Source organism: Halomonas chromatireducens (genome assembly GCF_001545155.1).
Taxonomy (GTDB): Bacteria; Pseudomonadota; Gammaproteobacteria; order Pseudomonadales; family Halomonadaceae; genus Halomonas; species Halomonas chromatireducens.
The window spans coordinates 3,898,569-3,915,974 of sequence record NZ_CP014226.1 but is presented as its reverse complement, the minus strand read 5'-3'; the positions used below and the strand labels follow the sequence as shown (position 1 = coordinate 3,915,974).

Annotated in this window: 20 protein-coding genes and 3 pseudogenes; 19 read left to right on the top strand and 4 right to left on the bottom strand. The window is 63.9% G+C overall.

What is annotated here, in order from left to right; all coding sequences use genetic code 11:
* Positions 1-85: 85 nt before the first annotated feature.
* The 4 genes from urtB to urtE are packed head-to-tail and all read left to right on the top strand — an operon-like array spanning position 86 to position 4,358.
* Positions 86-1,675, top strand: a complete 1,590-nt coding sequence (urtB, locus tag LOKO_RS18195; RefSeq protein ID WP_066452432.1) for an urea ABC transporter permease subunit UrtB — start codon at positions 86-88, stop codon at positions 1,673-1,675.
* 3 nt (positions 1,676-1,678) lie between these two features.
* Positions 1,679-2,824 carry an urea ABC transporter permease subunit UrtC gene (urtC, locus tag LOKO_RS18190; RefSeq protein ID WP_066452090.1) on the top strand — a complete coding sequence of 382 codons (1,146 nt, stop codon included), beginning with the start codon at positions 1,679-1,681 and terminating at the stop codon, positions 2,822-2,824.
* Entirely contained in the window at positions 2,821-3,660 is an 840-nt protein-coding gene (gene urtD / locus LOKO_RS18185; RefSeq protein WP_066452089.1) for an urea ABC transporter ATP-binding protein UrtD, read from the top strand. The genes urtC and urtD overlap by 4 nt, the downstream gene beginning before the upstream one ends.
* Positions 3,660-4,358, top strand: a complete 699-nt coding sequence (urtE, locus tag LOKO_RS18180) for an urea ABC transporter ATP-binding subunit UrtE (protein ID WP_066452088.1) — start codon at positions 3,660-3,662, stop codon at positions 4,356-4,358. The genes urtD and urtE overlap by 1 nt, the downstream gene beginning before the upstream one ends.
* Positions 4,359-4,408: 50 nt before the next feature.
* Here the strand turns inward: urtE and LOKO_RS18175 are convergent, their stop codons facing one another.
* Positions 4,409-4,975 carry a phosphoribosyl-AMP cyclohydrolase gene (locus tag LOKO_RS18175; RefSeq protein ID WP_066452087.1) on the bottom strand — a complete coding sequence of 189 codons (567 nt, stop codon included), beginning with the start codon at positions 4,973-4,975 and terminating at the stop codon, positions 4,409-4,411.
* Positions 4,976-5,408: 433 nt separating this feature from the next.
* Between LOKO_RS18175 and LOKO_RS18170 the strand changes: the two genes are divergently transcribed.
* The 15 genes and pseudogenes from LOKO_RS18170 to LOKO_RS19975 all read left to right on the top strand — a co-directional run.
* Positions 5,409-6,302 carry an urease accessory protein UreD gene (locus tag LOKO_RS18170; RefSeq protein ID WP_066452086.1) on the top strand — a complete coding sequence of 298 codons (894 nt, stop codon included), beginning with the start codon at positions 5,409-5,411 and terminating at the stop codon, positions 6,300-6,302.
* Positions 6,303-6,319: 17 nt separating this feature from the next.
* The gene (ureA, locus tag LOKO_RS18165) at positions 6,320-6,622 is read left to right on the top strand and encodes an urease subunit gamma (RefSeq protein WP_066452085.1); all 303 of its coding nucleotides are present in this window, start codon (positions 6,320-6,322) and stop codon (positions 6,620-6,622) included.
* A gap of 24 nt (positions 6,623-6,646) precedes the next feature.
* Entirely contained in the window at positions 6,647-6,979 is a 333-nt protein-coding gene (locus LOKO_RS18160; RefSeq protein WP_066452431.1) for an urease subunit beta, read from the top strand.
* The gene (ureC, locus tag LOKO_RS18155) at positions 6,976-8,691 is read left to right on the top strand and encodes an urease subunit alpha (RefSeq protein WP_066452084.1); all 1,716 of its coding nucleotides are present in this window, start codon (positions 6,976-6,978) and stop codon (positions 8,689-8,691) included. Before LOKO_RS18160 ends, ureC begins: the two co-directional genes overlap by 4 nt.
* Before the next feature lie 194 nt (positions 8,692-8,885).
* Positions 8,886-9,410, top strand: coding sequence for an urease accessory protein UreE (gene ureE, locus LOKO_RS18150; RefSeq protein ID WP_066452083.1), 525 nt, complete (start codon positions 8,886-8,888; stop codon positions 9,408-9,410).
* The gene (locus LOKO_RS18145) at positions 9,400-10,134 is read left to right on the top strand and encodes an urease accessory UreF family protein (RefSeq protein ID WP_066452082.1); all 735 of its coding nucleotides are present in this window, start codon (positions 9,400-9,402) and stop codon (positions 10,132-10,134) included. The genes ureE and LOKO_RS18145 overlap by 11 nt, the downstream gene beginning before the upstream one ends.
* Positions 10,135-10,220: 86 nt before the next feature.
* Complete coding sequence (ureG, locus tag LOKO_RS18140; protein WP_066452081.1) at positions 10,221-10,853, top strand: urease accessory protein UreG; 633 nt, start codon at positions 10,221-10,223, stop codon at positions 10,851-10,853.
* 60 nt (positions 10,854-10,913) lie between these two features.
* Positions 10,914-11,444, top strand: a complete 531-nt coding sequence (locus LOKO_RS18135; protein WP_066452080.1) for a HupE/UreJ family protein — start codon at positions 10,914-10,916, stop codon at positions 11,442-11,444.
* A pseudogene (locus tag LOKO_RS19585) lies at positions 11,390-11,542 on the top strand (TraX family protein); the annotation flags it as partial. The gene LOKO_RS18135 and the pseudogene LOKO_RS19585, both read left to right, overlap by 55 nt.
* Entirely contained in the window at positions 11,475-12,812 is a 1,338-nt protein-coding gene (locus LOKO_RS20535) for a FlgK family flagellar hook-associated protein (RefSeq protein WP_417935407.1), read from the top strand. The pseudogene LOKO_RS19585 and the gene LOKO_RS20535, both read left to right, overlap by 68 nt.
* 20 nt (positions 12,813-12,832) lie before the next feature.
* Positions 12,833-14,131 (top strand): flagellar hook-associated protein FlgL, encoded by a 1,299-nt coding sequence (flgL, locus tag LOKO_RS18125; protein ID WP_066452079.1) that lies wholly within the window; start codon positions 12,833-12,835, stop codon positions 14,129-14,131.
* Positions 14,132-14,338: 207 nt separating this feature from the next.
* Positions 14,339-14,701 (top strand): IS66-like element accessory protein TnpA, encoded by a 363-nt coding sequence (tnpA, locus tag LOKO_RS18120; RefSeq protein ID WP_066452078.1) that lies wholly within the window; start codon positions 14,339-14,341, stop codon positions 14,699-14,701.
* Positions 14,701-15,036, top strand: a complete 336-nt coding sequence (gene tnpB, locus LOKO_RS18115; RefSeq protein WP_066449715.1) for an IS66 family insertion sequence element accessory protein TnpB — start codon at positions 14,701-14,703, stop codon at positions 15,034-15,036. Before tnpA ends, tnpB begins: the two co-directional genes overlap by 1 nt.
* A 91-nt stretch (positions 15,037-15,127) precedes the next feature.
* Positions 15,128-15,382, top strand: a pseudogene (locus LOKO_RS19980) (transposase domain-containing protein); the annotation flags it as partial.
* A pseudogene (locus tag LOKO_RS19975) lies at positions 15,383-15,538 on the top strand (transposase domain-containing protein); the annotation flags it as partial.
* Positions 15,539-15,566: 28 nt separating this feature from the next.
* Here LOKO_RS19975 and fliR read toward each other — a convergent pair.
* The 3 genes from fliR to fliP are packed head-to-tail and all read right to left on the bottom strand — an operon-like array spanning position 15,567 to position 17,389.
* Positions 15,567-16,358 (bottom strand): flagellar biosynthetic protein FliR, encoded by a 792-nt coding sequence (gene fliR / locus LOKO_RS18105; protein ID WP_066452076.1) that lies wholly within the window; start codon positions 16,356-16,358, stop codon positions 15,567-15,569.
* A gap of 7 nt (positions 16,359-16,365) precedes the next feature.
* A complete protein-coding gene (fliQ, locus tag LOKO_RS18100) occupies positions 16,366-16,635 on the bottom strand; it encodes a flagellar biosynthesis protein FliQ (RefSeq protein WP_066452075.1) in 270 nt (89 codons plus the stop codon).
* 49 nt (positions 16,636-16,684) lie between these two features.
* Positions 16,685-17,389, bottom strand: a complete 705-nt coding sequence (gene fliP, locus LOKO_RS18095) for a flagellar type III secretion system pore protein FliP (protein WP_144439744.1) — start codon at positions 17,387-17,389, stop codon at positions 16,685-16,687.
* Positions 17,390-17,406: the final 17 nt, after the last annotated feature.

Below are 17,406 nucleotides of genomic sequence, written 5' to 3'. Positions count from 1 at the left end.
GATGAGGATTTTCCCGTTGCCCTGGCCAGTGGCGGTCAAGGCGAGTGCCGGCAGCGCTGCTGGCCGACCTTCTCGCTGCCTGGCGATGTTGATCCTGCTGATTTCCCTGTGTATCACGGCTGGGGCTGCGCAAGCACAGTCTTCCTACGCCGGCGATGACGCCGCGGCCCTTGAGCTGCTCGAAGCGCTCGATGTCGACTCCTATCCGGCCAAGGGCGAAGCCATAGATGCCATCGTCCAGAGCGACGATACGCGCGCCCGCGACTGGCTCTCGGCGCTCCTCGACGGTCGCCTGCAGCGTACTGACGATGGCCGCTTCGTGGTGGTGCTCGACAACCGTGGTCGCGATTGGCCGGTGGCGGATGCGCTGTCCGGGGAAGCGCTCGGTGAGATGTCGCGCCGCGAGCTTGATCGCATCGGTATCAACAATGCCCTGCGCAATCAGCTGCGCAGCGCCATTGCCGTGGTTGATCTCTACTCACCGGATCTCGAGCTGCGCCGCGCCTCGGCGGAGCGCCTGCTCGGCGAGGTCGATGCCGATCTGGCGGAGCCATTGGCCGGTGTCATCGAGCAGGAGGAGGATCGCCGGGTGCGCGCCAGGCTGACCCAGGCGCTGGCGATCCATCGTCTGGAGCAGGGGGAACTCGATGCCGTTGCCGACCTTGAGGGCAGTCTCCATCCCCGGGTGCGTGTTGCATTGAATCGGGCGGTGATGGGCGATGACCCGGTGGTCGCCGACGCCGCCCAGGCGGCGCTGAACAGCATCGAGCAGAACCTGCGGATCAACCGCGGCCTCGAGACCCTCTATTTCGGTCTGAGCCTGGGTTCGGTACTCGTGCTGGCGGCCATTGGCCTGGCCATCACTTTCGGTGTGATGGGCGTCATCAACATGGCCCACGGCGAGCTGATCATGCTCGGCGCCTATACCACCTGGGCCATGCAGCAGCTGATTCCGGGACAGCCCGGTCTGGCGCTGATCCTGTCGATACCCGCCGGGTTCATGGTCTCGGCATTGGCCGGCATCGCCATCGAACGCGGCGTCATCCAGTTTCTCAAGGGACGCCCCCTGGAGACCCTACTGGCCACCTTCGGCATCAGTCTGATCCTGCAGCAGCTAGTGCGCACGGCCATCTCCCCGCAGAACCGGACCGTGGTCACCCCGGATTGGATGAGTGGTTCGCTGGTCGTCAACGATGCCCTGTCGCTGACCCTCAATCGCATGTATGTGCTGGGCTTCACCCTGGTGGTATTCGCCGCCCTGATGCTGATCATGCGCCGCACCCGGCTCGGCCTGGAGGTGCGCGCCGTGACCCAGAATCGCGCCATGGCGCGCTCGATGGGCATTCGCGCCACCCGGGTCGACATCATGACCTTCGCCCTGGGCTCCGGCGTCGCCGGCCTGGCCGGGGTGGCGCTCTCCCAGCTCACCAACGTTGGCCCCAACCTGGGGCAGAACTACATCATCGACTCGTTCATGGTGGTGGTCTTCGGTGGGGTGGGCAACCTCTGGGGCACCCTGGTGGCGGGACTGTCGCTGGGCGTGATCAACCAGATTCTCGAGCCCTGGGCCGGTGCCGTGCTGGCCAAGATCATCGTGCTCGTCTTCATCATTCTTTTCATCCAGAAGCGCCCCCGCGGACTCTTTCCGCAGAAGGGCCGGGCAGCGGAGGGTTAACGCATGCATTGGCTAGGAAGACCCTTTACCGAGCGATCGACCCAGCTGTTCCTCGGCGTGCTGCTCGCCGCGCTGGTCCTGGTGACGATCCTTCATGTGGCCGTACCCCAGGGGCATCCGCTCTACGTCAACGCCTATACCGTCAACCTGTTCGGCAAGTACCTGAGCTATGCGCTGCTCGCCGTCGCGGTGGACCTGGTGTGGGGCTATCTGGGCATTCTGAGCCTGGGGCACGGCGCCTTCTTCGCCCTGGGCGGCTATGCCATGGGCATGTACCTGATGCGCCAGATTGGTGACCGCGGTGTCTACGGTCATCCCGAACTGCCGGACTTCATGGTGTTCCTCAACTGGGACAGCCTGCCCTGGTACTGGACTGGCTTCGACATGGCCTGGTTCGCCTTCGCCATGGTGCTGCTGGCACCTGGCCTGCTGGCCCTGGTGTTCGGCTTCCTGGCATTCCGCTCGCGGGTGACGGGGGTCTATCTGTCGATCATCACCCAGGCGTTGACCTTCGCCCTGATGTTGGCGTTTTTCCGCAACGAGATGGGCTTCGGCGGCAACAACGGCCTGACCGACTTCCGCGACATCCTCGGTTACAACCTGAGAAGCGATGCCACCCGGCTGGGCCTGTTCATCGCCACCGGGGTGGCCCTGGCCGTGGGCTACGTCCTGTGCCGTGCCATCGTCGGCAGCAAGCTGGGCCGGGTCTGCGTGGCGACCCGCGATGCGGAGGCGCGAACGCGCTTCATCGGCTATCGGGTCGAGCGCTTCCAGCTCTTCGTCTTCGTGGTTTCGGCGATGCTGGCCGGCCTGGCTGGGGCGCTCTACGTACCCCAGGTGGGCATCATCAATCCCAGCGAATTCTCGCCGGTATTCTCCATCGAGATCGTGCTCTGGGTGGCGCTGGGCGGCCGCGCGACGCTCTACGGCGCGGTGATCGGCGCCATCCTGGTCAACTACGCCAAGACGGTCTTCACTGGGGTGATGCCGGATGCCTGGCTGTTCGCCCTGGGCGCGATGTTCGTGCTGGTGACGGTATTTCTGCCCAAGGGGGTGGCTGGACTGCTGGCCTATCGCGTCCGGCGCCGGAAACACCGTGGCAAGGACGACGAATCGCCCACTCCACGCGGCAAGGAGGTAGCGGCATGAGCTTTCTCAGATCACTGGCCGACCGGGATCGTGTGTTCGACTTCCTGGTGCCGGCGGCATCGCCGGTGGATGTGCGCCATGGGCCCATCCTTTACCTCGAGGACGTCACGGTCAGCTTCGATGGATTCAAGGCGATCAACGACCTGAACCTGACCATCGACGACGGCGAGCTGCGCTGCATCATCGGGCCCAACGGGGCCGGCAAAACCACCATGATGGACATCATCACCGGCAAGACCCGCCCCGATGCCGGCAAGGTGTGGTTCGGCAGCCGCCATGATCTCCTGACCATGAACGAGCCGGAGATCGCCAGCCTCGGCATCGGCCGCAAGTTCCAGAAGCCCACCGTGTTCGAGGCATTGACGGTGTTCGAGAACCTGGAGCTGGCCATGGCGGCGGACAAGCGCATCCTGCCGACCCTCACGGCCAGAATGACGCCGTCCATTCGCGAGCGCATCGAGGAGGTGCTGGAAACCATCGGCCTTGCCGAGCTTCGCCTACGTCCGGCGGGCATCCTCTCCCACGGCCAGAAGCAGTGGCTGGAGATCGGCATGCTGCTGATGCAGCGGCCGCGTCTGCTGCTCGTCGACGAGCCGGTGGCCGGCATGACCGAGCAGGAGATGGAGCGCACCGCCGAGCTGCTCACCGGCCTTGCCGGCAAGCAGTCGGTGGTCGTCGTGGAGCACGACATGGGCTTCGTGCGCTCCATCGCACGTAAGGTGACGGTGCTCCACCAGGGTAGCGTGCTGGCCGAGGGCAGCATGGACCAGGTGTCCAACGACCCGAAAGTGGTCGAGGTCTACCTGGGGGCCGACGCCGAAGAGGAGGTGGCCTGATGCTGACCGTCGACAAGCTCAACCAGTACTACGGCGAGAGCCATACCCTGTGGGACCTCGATCTGGACGTGCCTGCCGGCCAGTGTACCTGCGTGATGGGTCGCAACGGCGTCGGCAAGACCACGCTGCTGAAGGCGATCATGGGTGAGGTGGCCATCTCCAGCGGCAGCATCCGCTACGCGGATGACGTTGAGCTGACCAGGAAACGGGTTGAGGAGCGCTCGCGCCTGGGCATTGGCTATGTGCCCCAAGGACGCCAGATATTTCCGCTGATGACGGTGGAGGAGAACCTGCGTACCGGACTGGCGGCACGCCGCGATGGCAAGCGCAGCATCCCGGAACGGGTATTCGAGCTGTTCCCGGTGCTCGCCGAGATGAAACACCGCCGTGGCGGTGATCTCTCCGGGGGGCAGCAGCAGCAGCTGGCCATCGGCCGGGCGCTGGTAATCGAGCCCCGCCTGTTGATCCTCGATGAGCCGGGGGAGGGGATCCAGCCCAATATCGTCGCCCAGATTGGCGAGGTGATCCGCAAGCTGATCGACGAGGATGGGCTCACGGTGCTGCTGGTGGAGCAGAAGCTGCCCTTCGCCCGCAAGTACGCGGATCGCTTCGTGATCATGAACCGTGGTCGACCGGTGGCCAAGGGGGGGATCGGGGAGCTATCGGATGCACTGATCAAGGAGCACCTGACGGTATAGGGCCGCAGATTGGATACTCATACAGTGCATCCGGCATATTCCGTGTGGGACTATTCGGTGTATGGCAGTGAGGAGTGATGCAGAACGATACGGAGCTCACCCTCGTCGTCCAGATGGTAGCCCCAGGTCTTGTCCACAGTGGTGGTATGTCCATCGGCATCGAGAATGGACACGGTGCCAATGGTCATGGCGACGTCGCCGCTGATGAAGATAGCGGAATTGTCGATGCTGACTTCCTGCCAGCCTTTCAAGGCGAAGCCACTGTCATCAGGATAGGCGTCATCATGACCCACAAAGTAGGCGAGTGCGCCTTCCGGAGTGGTGCGGAACGTCTGGGGAGCCTTGGTAAGCGTGGGCTTGAACAGTATCGGACCCATCGCATGGCCGTAGGCGCTGTCGATGACGTTGCGGGCGAGCTCGGTGGCGGCGTCGATGCCTTCTGCTTTGTACGTATCAGAAATGTCGACCAGGGCCTCTCCCCATGCCCGCTGAGTGGCGAGTACCTGTTCTTCTGTGATGTCCCCTCCCATATGGGTGACCGGAGCAGCGTTTGCCAGAGCGGTGACGCCAAGGCTGAGGCTCAGGGCGGTTCCGGCGAATAGTGTCTTGAACATCATGAAATATCTTCCTTCCCATTGGAGAAACGCACTGCAGTCTAAGGTGCGCTATCACTCTAGCTCATAGTGCCTGTGATGCCACTCCCCGTATGTCTCTCTTCGTCACGGTGAGCCCATCGGGTCAGGCACTTCGGTCGCCTGTTCTGCGCTAGGCGGTAATGTCAGGGTCAATCGCCGGCCCGGCTGTTGGCCCGATATTCGTATTTCGTCCTGCCGGCAGACTAATTGCACCTAATTGGCTCACCTTGAGAGTGGTCCGCACCTTTATGAAGCGACAGGGCGTAGTCGGACGCTCCGCGATAAGGCATACAGATCTCGATAGTGGCATCTTTCAAGATCCAAGTAGTTGGATGTAAATATGTAATCTTTGTTTTCACCACCATGGTACGTCCTTTGCTTAATGTGTTCATGACCATGCTGCTTAAGGCCGCCCATGAGCGCTTTCGAGACTGCCGTTTCCACCGAACCACCGACGAACTCCGGCCACCGCTTCGATGCGGGGCGCCACTGGGCGGCCTCGCTGGCGCTGGCCTTCGAGGCGCGTGGCGGGGTTACGAGAATGGTGCAAGCGCGCCACCAGGGGCCGCTACGGGTACAGCGGCCGTTCTATCCCGAAGGTCGGACGGGCCCCTGTCACGTCTACCTGTTGCATCCGCCGGGGGGGCTGGTCAGTGGCGACAGGCTGGCGATCTCGGCCCGGGTGGGCGCGGATACCCGTGCGCTGCTGACCACGCCGGCTGCCAACAAGCTCTACAAGGCCGACAGCCATGGCGTGGCCTGGGGCCAGCATACCCACCTTGAAGTGGCCGACGGCGCCTTTCTCGAATGGCTGCCTCAGGAGACCATCGCCTTCGACGGCTCGATGGGAGAGCAGTCGACGCATATCGACCTGGCCGGCTCGGCGCGCTGCCTGGGCTGGGAGGTGCTGGCACTGGGGCGTCCGGCGAGCGACCTGCCCTATGTCTCCGGCCGCATCGACCAGCGCTTTCGACTGATACTAGACGGCAAGCCGCTGTGGCTGGAGCGTCAGCCGTTGGACCCGCTGCACCCGCGTTTCGCCGGGCGCTGGGGGCAGGGTGGTGCCACGGTGCAGGCCACGTTATGGGCGGTGGGGCTGGGCGACGAGGGCGAGGCCATCGAAGCGTTGCGTGATGCCATATCCACCAGCCCACGCTGGGCGGTGACGGTACGCCATGGCGTCCTGCTGCTGCGCTATCTGGGCAACGAACGCAATGAGGCATGGGAAATCTGCCAGCAGGCCTGGGCGTGTCTCAGGCCGTTGCTGAGCAGTACATGTGCCCATCCCCCCCGTATCTGGTTTACCTGACTCTCCAGGAGAATCGCATGGAACTGACCCCCAGAGACAAGGACAAGCTGCTGCTGTTTACCGCCGCCCTGCTTGCCGAACGTCGCCGAGCGCGCGGGCTCAAGCTCAACTACCCCGAGGCGGTGGCCCTGATCAGTGCCGAGATCATGGAGGGCGCCCGTGACGGCCGCACCGTCGCCGAAATGATGAGCTACGGGCGCGAGATCCTGAGCCGTGATGACGTCATGGAGGGCGTGGCCGAGATGGTCGACGAGGTGCAGGTGGAGGCGACTTTCCCCGACGGTACCAAGCTGGTCACAGTCCACACGCCGATTGTGTAAGGAGACTCCATGATTCCCGGCCCCATGATCCCAGGACAGTACCAATTGAAGGACGGCGAGATTGCGCTCTGCGAAGGGCGCGATCGCATCACCGTCGAAGTGGCCAATACCGGCGACCGGCCGATCCAGATCGGCTCCCACTATCACTTTGCCGAGGCCAATCCGGCGCTGACCTTCGATCGCGACCGCGCGCGTGGACATCGCCTCGACGTGGCGGCGGGCACGGCCATCCGCTTTGAGCCCGGCCAGTCCCGCAAGGTGACCTTGATTCCCTTCGTCGGCCGTCGTCATGTGTATGGCTTCCGCGGCGAGGTGATGGGCGCGCTCGACACGGCGGACAAGGGAGGCAAGCCATGAAGCCCGATAACAAGATCAGCCGCCAGGCCTATGCCGACATGTACGGCCCCACCACCGGCGACCGGGTGCGCCTGGGCGACACCGAGCTGTGGATCCAGGTCGAGGACGATGCGACCCATTACGGCGACGAGGTCAAGTTCGGCGGCGGCAAGGTGATCCGTGACGGCATGGGTCAGAGCCAGCGCCATGACGACGCGGTGATGGATACCGTGATCACCAATGCCCTGATCCTCGACTGGTGGGGCATCGTCAAGGCCGACGTGGGCCTCAAGGCCGGACGCATCAAAGCCATCGGCAAGGCGGGCAATCCCGACACGCAGCCCGATGTGGCGATCGTCATCGGCCCCGGCACCGAGATCATCGCCGGCGAAGGCATGATCCTGACGGCTGGCGGTATCGACGCCCATATCCACTTCATCTGCCCCCAGCAGGTGGAGGAGGCGCTGATGAGTGGCATTACCACCATGCTCGGGGGCGGTACGGGGCCCGCCACCGGCACCAAGGCCACCACCTGCACGCCCGGGCCCTGGCACATCGGCAAGATGCTCCAGGCGGTGGACGAGATGCCCATGAACATCGGCCTGCTGGGCAAGGGCAACGCCAGCCTGCCGGAGGCGCTGGAGGCCCAGCTCGTTGCCGGCGCCATGGGCCTCAAGCTTCACGAGGACTGGGGCACCACCCCGGCATCCATCGACAACTGTCTCAGCGTCGCCGACGCCTACGACGTCCAGGTGGCGATCCATACCGATACCCTGAACGAGTCGGGTTTCGTCGAGGACACACTGGCGGCGTTCAAGGAGCGCGGCATTCATACGTACCATACCGAGGGGGCGGGGGGCGGCCATGCGCCGGATATTCTGACGGCCTGTTCGAAGCCCTACGTACTGCCGTCGTCCACCAACCCGACGCGGCCCTACACGGTCAACACCATCGACGAGCATCTCGACATGCTGATGGTGTGCCACCACCTGGACCCGAACATACCCGAGGACGTGGCCTTCGCCGATTCGCGCATTCGCCGTGAGACCATCGCCGCCGAGGACATTCTTCACGACCTGGGGGTGATCTCCATGATCGCCTCGGACTCCCAGGCCATGGGCAGGGTGGGCGAGGTGGTGTGCCGCACCTGGCAGACCGCCCACAAGATGAGAGTGCAGCGCGGGCTGTTGCCGGAAGACGCGGCATTGGGCGCCGACAATTTTCGCGCCAAGCGCTATATCGCCAAGTACACCATCAACCCGGCCATCACCCACGGCATCGCGCATGAGGTGGGCTCCATCGAGCTGGGCAAGCTGGCCGACCTGGTGCTGTGGGACCCGGCCTTCTTCGGCGTCAAGCCGGCACTCATCATCAAGGGCGGCATGATCGCCGGTGCCCCCATGGGCGACCCCAATGCCTCGATCCCGACGCCGCAGCCGGTGCATTACCGTTTCATGTTCGGTGCCCTGGGCCGTGCGGCCAGCGCCACTCGCCTCAGCTTCGTCAGCCAGGCGGCCATCGAGGCCGGCATCAAGGAGCGGCTGGGGTTGCACAGTGAGCTTTCGGCGTGTCGCAACGTGCGCGGCGTGCGCAAGCAGCACATGAAACTCAACGACGCCTGCCCGGAGCTGACCGTCGACCCGCAGACCTACGAGGTGCGCTGCGACGGCGAGCTGCTGACCTGCGAGCCGGCCACCGAGCTGCCGTTGGCCCAGCGCTACCACCTGTTCTGAGTGCCGAGCGCCGCACTACGGGCTGCGACCGCCAAAGTGAGCGGCGCTGGGGGCAGGTCGTAGCGGGGGTCCGATTCCAGGGAAGGAATCGGTAGCGTACAGGGACGTATTCACAGCGCCCCCGCCTAGACCTGTCGCCGGGTTAGCCGCGGTAAATAGGCTACGGGTCCGAGGCTCAAAAAAGGAAATGAACGATGCTGAAACTGACCGAACGCCTGGGGCCCGTCGTGGCCGACCAGGCCAGCGACACCCTGACGCTGCCCTTCGAGCTGCGCATTCGCGGCCGGCTCAAGGCGAAAAGCGATGCCGGCCGCGAGCTCGGCCTGTTCCTCGACCGGGGCCCGGTGCTGCGCGACGGCGAGGGGCTGCGTGCGGAGAGCGGCGAGATCGTGCGCATCAGGGCGGCCATCGAACCGGTAGTCACGGCACGTGTAACCGCCGGCCTGCTGCTGGCGCGGCTGGCCTACCACCTGGGCAATCGCCATGTGCAGCTGGCTCTGGGCAGCGACGATGCCAGGCCCGACCAGGGCTGGGTGCGCTTCCCGCCGGACCATGTGCTGGAAGAGCTGGCCGAGCTGCTGGGGGCGACCCTTGAGCGGCATGAGGCACCGTTCGACCCCGAGCCCGGTGCCTACGCCCAGGCCGGGCATGCCCACCACTCCGGGCATGACCATCGGCACAGTCACTCCCACGATCATGGCCACAGTCATGCGCACTGAGCAGTCAGCGGCGGCGGGGCAGGGAGGTGGTGATGACCTGGCCCTGCTGGGGCTCCTGCAACTGGTCAGCCCGGCACTGCCTATCGGCGCCTTCGCCTTCTCCCAGGGCCTGGAGAGTGCCTTCGAGCTGGGCTGGGTCAGCGATGAGGCGAGCCTCGGCGAGTGGCTGGAAGGGGTGCTGGAGGACGGCCTGACCCGATGCGAGCTGCCGGTGCTGGCGCGTCTTCAGGCGGCCTGGGCGGCAGGCGATGGGGAAGCGGTGGCCGAGTGGGACCGGTGGCTTGCGGCCAACCGCGAAACCGCCGAGCTGGCGGCGGAAGATTCGCGCCTGGGGGCTTCGCTGATCCGGCTGCTGGGCAGCCTCGGCCTGCTGCCGAATAGCCCTGAGAAAAGTCCTTCGAGAGCGTCGCCCGCGCTGCCGCCGGGGGCCGGCTACGTGACGGCTTTCGCCTGGACGGCCCATGTCCGTGGCGTGCCGGCGCGCCAGGCGCTGCTCGGCTTCGCCTGGGCCTGGCTGGAGAACCAGCTTGCGGTGGCCTGCAAGGCGCTGCCGCTTGGCCATACCTCGGCCCAGCGGTTGGTGGAGCGGCTGCGCCCGGCGCTCGTGACGTCGGTGGATGAGGCGCTGGCCCTGGAGGAAGACGAGCTGGGGCCTGTTCTGCCCGGCCTGGCGCTGGCCAGCGCACTACACGAAACCCAATATTCGCGGCTGTTTCGCAGTTGATGGAACAGCGGATGTCACCAGGCAGAAGTTGGCCCGGCATCCCATGAACCTGACAAAGCCGCCCAAGCGGCCAAGGAGAGATCGACATGACACACTGTTTACGCATCGGCGTCGGCGGCCCGGTAGGTTCCGGCAAGACGGCACTGCTCAAGCAGCTCTGCCTTGCTCTGCGTGACCACTACGATATCGCCGTGGTCACCAACGACATCTATACCCGCGAAGATGCCGACTTCCTGCTCAAGCACGATGCGCTGCCAGCGGATCGCATTCTCGGGGTGGAAACCGGCGGCTGCCCGCATACCGCCATCCGCGAGGACGCCTCCATGAACCTGGCGGCCATCGACGACCTGCAGGCGCGTCACCCCGGCCTGGAGCTGGTGCTGGTGGAGTCCGGCGGTGACAACCTGTCGGCCACCTTCAGCCCCGAGCTCTCCGATCTCACCCTCTATGTGATCGACGTCTCGGCCGGCGACAAGATTCCGCGCAAGGGCGGGCCCGGCATCACCAAGTCGGATCTGCTGATCATCAACAAGATCGATATCGCCGAGCAGGTGCATGCCTCGCTGGATGTCATGGAGCGGGATTCGAAGAAGATGCGTGGCGAGCGCCCCTTCGTCTTCACCAATCTCTATGACGGAGTGGGCCTCGAGAGCATCATCCGCTTCATTCTCGACCGCGGCATGCTCCCGGAGCGCCGGCCCCAGGCCGCGGTCGTCTGACAACCGACCTTCCATCATCGCCTCACCATTGTTCCAGTCATTGCACAGGAGAACGCTCTCATGATGTCAGCTCTTTCCCCCGCCACCCGGGCGGCCTTGGTCGCCGCGCCGGCCCTGTTGCTGGTGGCCGGCCTGGCCGTTGCCCACCCCGGTCATCACCACGAAGGCGGCTTTGCGGCCGGCTTGACCCACCCGCTGCTGGGGCTCGACCACCTGCTGGCGATGCTGGCCATCGGCCTCTGGAGCCTTCGCCAGTCCCGCCCGCTGCGCCTGGGGGCGCCCCTGCTTGCGGCCGGCGGCATGCTGCTGGGTGCCGGCCTGGCCTGGGGCGGGCTGGCGCTGCCCGGGGTCGAGTTCGGTATCGCCCTGTCGGTGCTGCTGGCCGCGATACTGACCGGCTGCGTGCTGGTCGGGGTGCTGACCTTCTATATCGGCTTGGCCCTGATCCTGCCGGTTCTGGGGCACGCCAGCTGGCATGCCTATGAGGACCTGGTACGTTGTGAACCCGNCAGGCTGCCGCCAGCGCGGGGTCGGATCGCCCCGTTTCCACCTGGACCGCCTGGGGCCAGTGGCTGGCACTCGCCACCATGACCATCGATCATCTTACCCGCTACGTGCTGCCTGCAGGCTGGCAGCTCGACTGGGCAGGGTCGTCGATCGGACGTATCGCCTTCCCGCTCTTCGCCGCTGGTAGCCGGCACCAATCACTATCGCCTGGAAGCCATGGACGCCCCGAACGATCCGCAGCGCACCGTCCTCGGCTATCGGGACTCCGGCGGCAACCTGGTGGCCATGCCCGAGGACACCATTAAGGGTGGCACCCTGGGCGGCCTGATGACATTCCGCTCAGAGACCCTGGACAAGACCCAGAACCAGATCGGCCAACTGGCCGTATCGATGGTCACCGGTTTCAACGAGCAGCACCGTCTGGGCCAGGATCTCAACGGCGAGCAGGGCGGCGACTTCTTCAGTATCGGCCAGCCCCAGGCCTACTCCTACCCGCGTAATACCGGTGGTGCAGAAGTCATCGGTACGAGCTTCGATGCGGCAAATATCCATCAGTTGCGCGCGACGGACTATACGGTGCGTTTTGTAGACGATGCTCCGCAGGTGATTCGCAAGGACAATGGCCAGCAACTGGCAGCCGATCAAGTAGAGTGGGACGCCGTTAACAGCACGCTGGGCTTTGGTGGTATCACGCTCGCGTTCAGCGATACGCCAGACAATGGTAATCGCTATGAGGTCCAACCGGTTCGCCGCGCCTCGGCCAACATGGAGTCGCAGATCATCGATCTGGACAAGATCGCGGCGGGAAGCTTCGTGGCCGCCGGCGGTGACATGGTCAGTGGCCAGCTACGTGCTGAAACGGATGCGCTTACTGGACTTGTTGGTAGCCAAAATTATGCCATGTCTTTGAACACCGTTGGCACGTTGATATTCGGCGCTGGAGATGGCGCAGTTCGGCCTGCCACTGTGCTGGTTAACGGCGAGGAGCGCACCGTGGACGTTGATGGGACGGTGAGTGGCGCTTCTTTGACAGATGGAGCGACACTCACTGTGGACGGGGTCAGCTTCAAGGTAAAACTGCCCAATGCCAACCAGGGTGAGTTTACGCTCGACTTGGGCATCGCCGCTTCCGGCACCGGGGACAATCGCAACGCCCTGGCGCTGCAGAACCTGCAGAGCCAGGCGCTGGTGGCCGGCCGGTCGTCGCTTAGCCAAGCCTACGGCGGTATGGTCAGCGACGTCGGTAACCAGGCGAATATCGTCCAGGTCAACCTCGATGCCCGCCAGGGCCTGACCGCACAGCTAAAGGCGGTGCAGCAGTCGGAATCCGGGGTCAACCTGGATGAGGAAGCGGCCAACCTGATTCGCTACCAGCAGTTCTATTCCGCCAATGCCCGAGTGATCGATACCGCGTCAACGGTGTTCGATACCATTCTCGGTCTGCGTAACTGATTCGAAGGGAGTCCAGCGCGATGCGTATCAGCACCGTCACCATGTTCGATCAGAGCGTCTCGTCCATGAACCGTCAGCAGGGCGACTTCCTCAAGGTCGGTCAGCAGATCGCCAGTGGCCGTCGGGTGGTGAATCCCTCCGACGATCCCCAGGCCTCGTCGCGGGCCGTTGGCGTATCCCAGGCCAAGGCGATTACCCAGCAGTTCGCCGATGCGCGGATTTCTGCCCGCAATTCGCTGTCACAGGCGGAAAGCGTCCTCAACAGCGTCAGCGATGCCGTGACCAGCGCCAAGACGCTGATGGTCCAAGCGGCAAGCGACACCCTGAGCGATGTGGACCGCCAGTCGGTGGCAAGCGAACTGCGCGGTATCTACGAGACGCTGATCGGCCAGGCCAACGCCACCGACGGCAATGGCCGTTACCTGTTCGGCGGCTACCGCGACGACTCCCCGCCCTTTGCCCGCACCGGCGGTGAAGGCGTCCAGGGCACGCGATATACCGGCGACGAGAACACCCGTGAGCAGCGCATCGATGCCTCGCGCCTGCTGCCGGTTGCCGATAACGGCAAGTCGATCTTCCAGAGCGTGCCCAGCGGCGCAGGTTATGTGGCCAGGGCCGAGCGTGATAGCGGTGGGGAGAGCATTGGCACTCAGGTGGGTTTTGACCGCAATCAGGGCTCGGTTAGCTTCAAGGGCCCTAGCCGTGTTGATCCTGGTAACGAGCTATTTGGCGAGAGCTTTACGATACAATTTGATGTTGATGTAGACGGTTTTCCTGTTGTCCAAGCAGTAGATTCTAATGGCAACCTTTTGACGTACGCCAATGGTGACGAAGTCCTTAATGAGTCATATGAATCTGGCAAATTGGTCAGCTTCGGCGGTATCAGCATTACCCTCGAGGGAGAGCCGGAAATGGGCGACCAGATCCAACTGCGTCCGGCCAACGCCCAGGGCGCCAACCAGGACCTGTTCAAGTCGCTGAAGGACGCCATCGACGTGCTGGAGATGGACCAGCAGGGTCAGCCCGAGAATCGCGCCCACTTCCGCAATACGATCAACTCCGTGATGCGTGAGCTCGACAACAGCCTCGACAACGTCCTCACGGTGCGCGCCTCAATGGGCGCACGTCTCAACGAGCTGGATGTGGTCGATGCGGTGGGCAGCAACCGCATGATGAACTACGACAAGACGCTTTCCGACCTGGTGGACCTCGACTACAGCGAAGCCATCGCCGAATACAGCCTGCGTCAGGTGGGTCTGCAGGCGGCCCAGAAGGCCTTTGTCGATGTGAAGGGCTTGTCGCTGTTCAACTTCCTGTAACCCCATGTCCTGATGTCATTTCCCTGAGGCAGGGCGTTAGCCCGGCCTTTTTCGCCGCCCCGGCCTGCCTGGGCGGTTTTTTTTGATGTGTCCGAGCGGGCAGGGAAATCAGGTCCCCAGAGGGTAACCGGCTGGTGAACCCATCTACCGGAGAGGCTCGCCTTCTGTGACGTTAGGTGCCCACTTATTAATAGATGGGCACCTATCATGACTACCCCAAGCACTCAGGGTGAGATTCGCCGTCGTCGTCGCTACGCGTCGGCCTTCAAGGCCAAGATCGTGGCGGCCTGCCTGCAAGGCGATGCTTCGATCGCCCAGGTCGCGCTGCAGCACGGGCTCAACACTAACCTCGTCCAGACCTGGATCCGCAAGGCCAAGCGTCAGAGCCAGTTGCCAGCCGTGCCGGACTTCGTGCCCCCCCCGATGCCGCCCGAAGGAGCGGTTCGGCCAACGCCTCCGGCCACCGCCGAGATCCGCATCGAGATGCCCACGGCGCGCGGCACGATCAGCGTGCATTGGCCGGTAGCCGAGGCAGCCCAGTGCGCGCAGTGGCTGAAGGGGCTGTTGTGATGATTCGCATCGACGAAATCTGGCTGGCCACCGAGCCCCTGGATATGCGCGCCGGACCCGATACGTCACTGGCCCGGGTGGTGAAGGTGTTTGGCGCCGCCCGGCCGCATTGCGCCTATCTCTTCGCCAACCGGCGCGGCAACCGGATGAAGGTACTGGTTCACGATGGCCTGGGGATCTGGCTATGCGCCCGGCGTCTGAATCAGGGCAAGTTTCACTGGGCGGCGACCTGGCGCGGGGATCGGGTCGAGTTGTCGCCCGAGCAGGTCAGCGCTCTGGTGCAGGGCTTGCCCTGGCAGCGAATCGGCGCCGGTGGCGTGATCTCGGTGGTCTGAGGGATCTGCCACGGACGGCATAGAAACAACGGGCAGGCTATTCGCTGATGCGCTAATCCCACTGCCCTCGGCAGGCTGGCATACTCGCTGAATGAACGCGCCTTCCGACCTGTCTCAGCTCTCTCCCGATCAGCTCCGCCACCTGGCGGCGACGCTGATGTCGCAGGTCGAGCAGCAGGGGCAGGCACTCGAGCAGAGCCAGAAAACGCTGCGTCATACCGAGCAGGTCAACCAGAAGCTGACCTATGAACTGGCGCTGCTCAAACGTCATGCCTTCGGCAAGCGCAGCGAGAAGCTCAACGTCCTGCAGATCAGCCTGCTGGAAGAGGGGGTGGATGCCGACANGCAGCGCGCTGCCGCCATCATGAGCCTGATTCAGTGCGCCAAGCTGAACGGCCACGACCCCTACGCCTATCTCCGAGACGTGCTGGAACGGCTGCCGACCCAGAAGGCCAGCCAGATCCACGAACTCCTGCCTCACCACTGGCAGCATACTGCCTGATCACTGACAAGCGGTGATGCCCGGTCGCTTACCCCAGAGGGGCAAGCATGTCGATCAATTGGTACATGAACTGCAGGCCATTGCTGAACAGGCGCTGGAGAAAACGGCCCATGTCGGTCATCAACACCATCAGCAGGATGAGGCCCACGGTGAGGGAGGTTGGGAAGCCGATGTTGAATACCGTCAACTGTGGCGCCGAGCGGTTGAGGATGCCCATGGCCAGGTTGATGATCAACAGCGATCCGACCAGCGGCAGGGCCAGCGACATGCCGGCAACGAAGATGGTGCCGCCGTAGCGCACCATCATCTCGAAGGCCGCAGGGTTGAAGGTGCCTATGCCGACCGGCAGGCTATAGAAGCTGGTTGCCAGCGCTTCCAGCACCATCAGGTGTCCACCCAGGGCCAGGAACATCAGCAGCGTGATCATGAAGAAGATTCGCGACAGGATCATGGTGTTGGTGCCGCTGCCGGTATCGAAGAAGGTGGCGAAGGCGAGGCCCATCTGCAGGCCAATGAACTCCCCCGCGGCCTGGACCACGGCGAATACCACATGCATGACCAGGCCGATGGCTATGCCGATCAGCATCTGCTCTACCATCAGGCCGAAACCGGCCCATGAGACGATCGGCACGTCGGGCATGGGGGGCAGAACCGGGGCGATCACTAGCGTCACCAGGAACGCCAGGCCGATCTTGGCCTGGTTGGGTACGCTGGAGTGGCCCCACAGCGGTGAGGCGACCAGAAAGGAGGTAATCCGCACGAAGGGCCAGAACAGGATTACCAGCCAGCCGTGAAGCTGGGCAAAGGTCACCTCGACCATGGCGGGCTCACATCAACATGCTGGGGATATTGGTGAACAGGTTGCGGGTGAAGTCCGTGATCAGCTTGAGCAGCCAGGGGCCGGCGAATACCAGTACGGTAAAGACGCCCAGGATCTTGGGGATGAACGAAAGTGTCATCTCGTTGATCTGGGTGGCGGCCTGGAACAGGCTCACGGTCAGGCCGGTCAGCAGTGCGGTGATCAGCAGCGGGCCGGCCAGCAAGAGCGTGACGCGCATACCCTGGTAGGCGGTGCCCATTACCATTTCCGGTGTCATTCTTCGCTCCTTGCCGACATCTGGGTGTCGACCCAAGTATTGATTACCGCTATATATAGAAACTTTCCGCCAGCGAGCCGATGATCAGCTGCCAGCCATCCACCAGCACGAACAGCATCAGCTTGAAAGGCAGGGAGATCGTGGCCGGCGGAACCATCATCATGCCCAGCGACATCAGGGTGCTGGCTACCACGAGGTCGATGATCAGAAAGGGAATGAAGATGGTGAAGCCGATCTGGAACGCCGTCTTCAGTTCACTGGTCACGAAGGCCGGCACCAGAATGCGCAGGGGGACGTCCTCCGGCCCCTGCATGGGGCCGACCTCCGCCAGCCGGGCGAACAGCGCCAGGTCGGGCTCCCGGGTCTGGGCCAGCATGAACTCGCGGAACGGCTGCTGGGCCAGCAGCAGGAATTCGTCGAAGTTGATCTCGTCGCCGGTCAGCGGTACCCAGGCCGTTTCGTAGACGATGGAAAAGACCGGCGCCATGACGAAGAAGGTCAGAAACAGCGCCAGGCCCAGCAGCACCTGATTGGGCGGCGTCGCCTGGGTGCCCATGGCGGTGCGCAGCAGGCTCAGCACGATGATGATTCGGGTGAAGCCGGTCATCATCAGCAGCGCCGCCGGCAGGAAGGCCATGGCGCTGAGCAGCAGCAGGGTCTGCAGCTGGATCGACCACTGCTGCCCGCCATCTTCCAGCGGCTGGCTGACGATACCGGGCAGCTGCTGGGCGGTAGCCGTTAGCGGCATGGCCATCAGCAAGCAGGCCCCCA

Coding starts and splice junctions, on each gene's coding strand:
- tnpB (WP_066449715.1), top strand. CDS start 14,701: ATGATTCGCATCGACGAAATCTGGCTGGCCACCGAGCCCCTGGATATG.
- ureA (WP_066452085.1), top strand. CDS start 6,320: ATGGAACTGACCCCCAGAGACAAGGACAAGCTGCTGCTGTTTACCGCC.
- fliP (WP_144439744.1), bottom strand. CDS start 17,389: ATGGCCATGCCGCTAACGGCTACCGCCCAGCAGCTGCCCGGTATCGTC.
- flgL (WP_066452079.1), top strand. CDS start 12,833: ATGCGTATCAGCACCGTCACCATGTTCGATCAGAGCGTCTCGTCCATG.
- tnpA (WP_066452078.1), top strand. CDS start 14,339: ATGACTACCCCAAGCACTCAGGGTGAGATTCGCCGTCGTCGTCGCTAC.
- ureG (WP_066452081.1), top strand. CDS start 10,221: ATGACACACTGTTTACGCATCGGCGTCGGCGGCCCGGTAGGTTCCGGC.
- ureE (WP_066452083.1), top strand. CDS start 8,886: ATGCTGAAACTGACCGAACGCCTGGGGCCCGTCGTGGCCGACCAGGCC.
- fliR (WP_066452076.1), bottom strand. CDS start 16,358: ATGGTCGAGGTGACCTTTGCCCAGCTTCACGGCTGGCTGGTAATCCTG.
- urtC (WP_066452090.1), top strand. CDS start 1,679: ATGCATTGGCTAGGAAGACCCTTTACCGAGCGATCGACCCAGCTGTTC.
- LOKO_RS18160 (WP_066452431.1), top strand. CDS start 6,647: ATGATCCCAGGACAGTACCAATTGAAGGACGGCGAGATTGCGCTCTGC.
- ureC (WP_066452084.1), top strand. CDS start 6,976: ATGAAGCCCGATAACAAGATCAGCCGCCAGGCCTATGCCGACATGTAC.
- urtE (WP_066452088.1), top strand. CDS start 3,660: ATGCTGACCGTCGACAAGCTCAACCAGTACTACGGCGAGAGCCATACC.
- fliQ (WP_066452075.1), bottom strand. CDS start 16,635: ATGACACCGGAAATGGTAATGGGCACCGCCTACCAGGGTATGCGCGTC.
- LOKO_RS18145 (WP_066452082.1), top strand. CDS start 9,400: ATGCGCACTGAGCAGTCAGCGGCGGCGGGGCAGGGAGGTGGTGATGAC.
- LOKO_RS18175 (WP_066452087.1), bottom strand. CDS start 4,975: ATGATGTTCAAGACACTATTCGCCGGAACCGCCCTGAGCCTCAGCCTT.
- urtB (WP_066452432.1), top strand. CDS start 86: ATGTTGATCCTGCTGATTTCCCTGTGTATCACGGCTGGGGCTGCGCAA.
- urtD (WP_066452089.1), top strand. CDS start 2,821: ATGAGCTTTCTCAGATCACTGGCCGACCGGGATCGTGTGTTCGACTTC.
- LOKO_RS18170 (WP_066452086.1), top strand. CDS start 5,409: ATGAGCGCTTTCGAGACTGCCGTTTCCACCGAACCACCGACGAACTCC.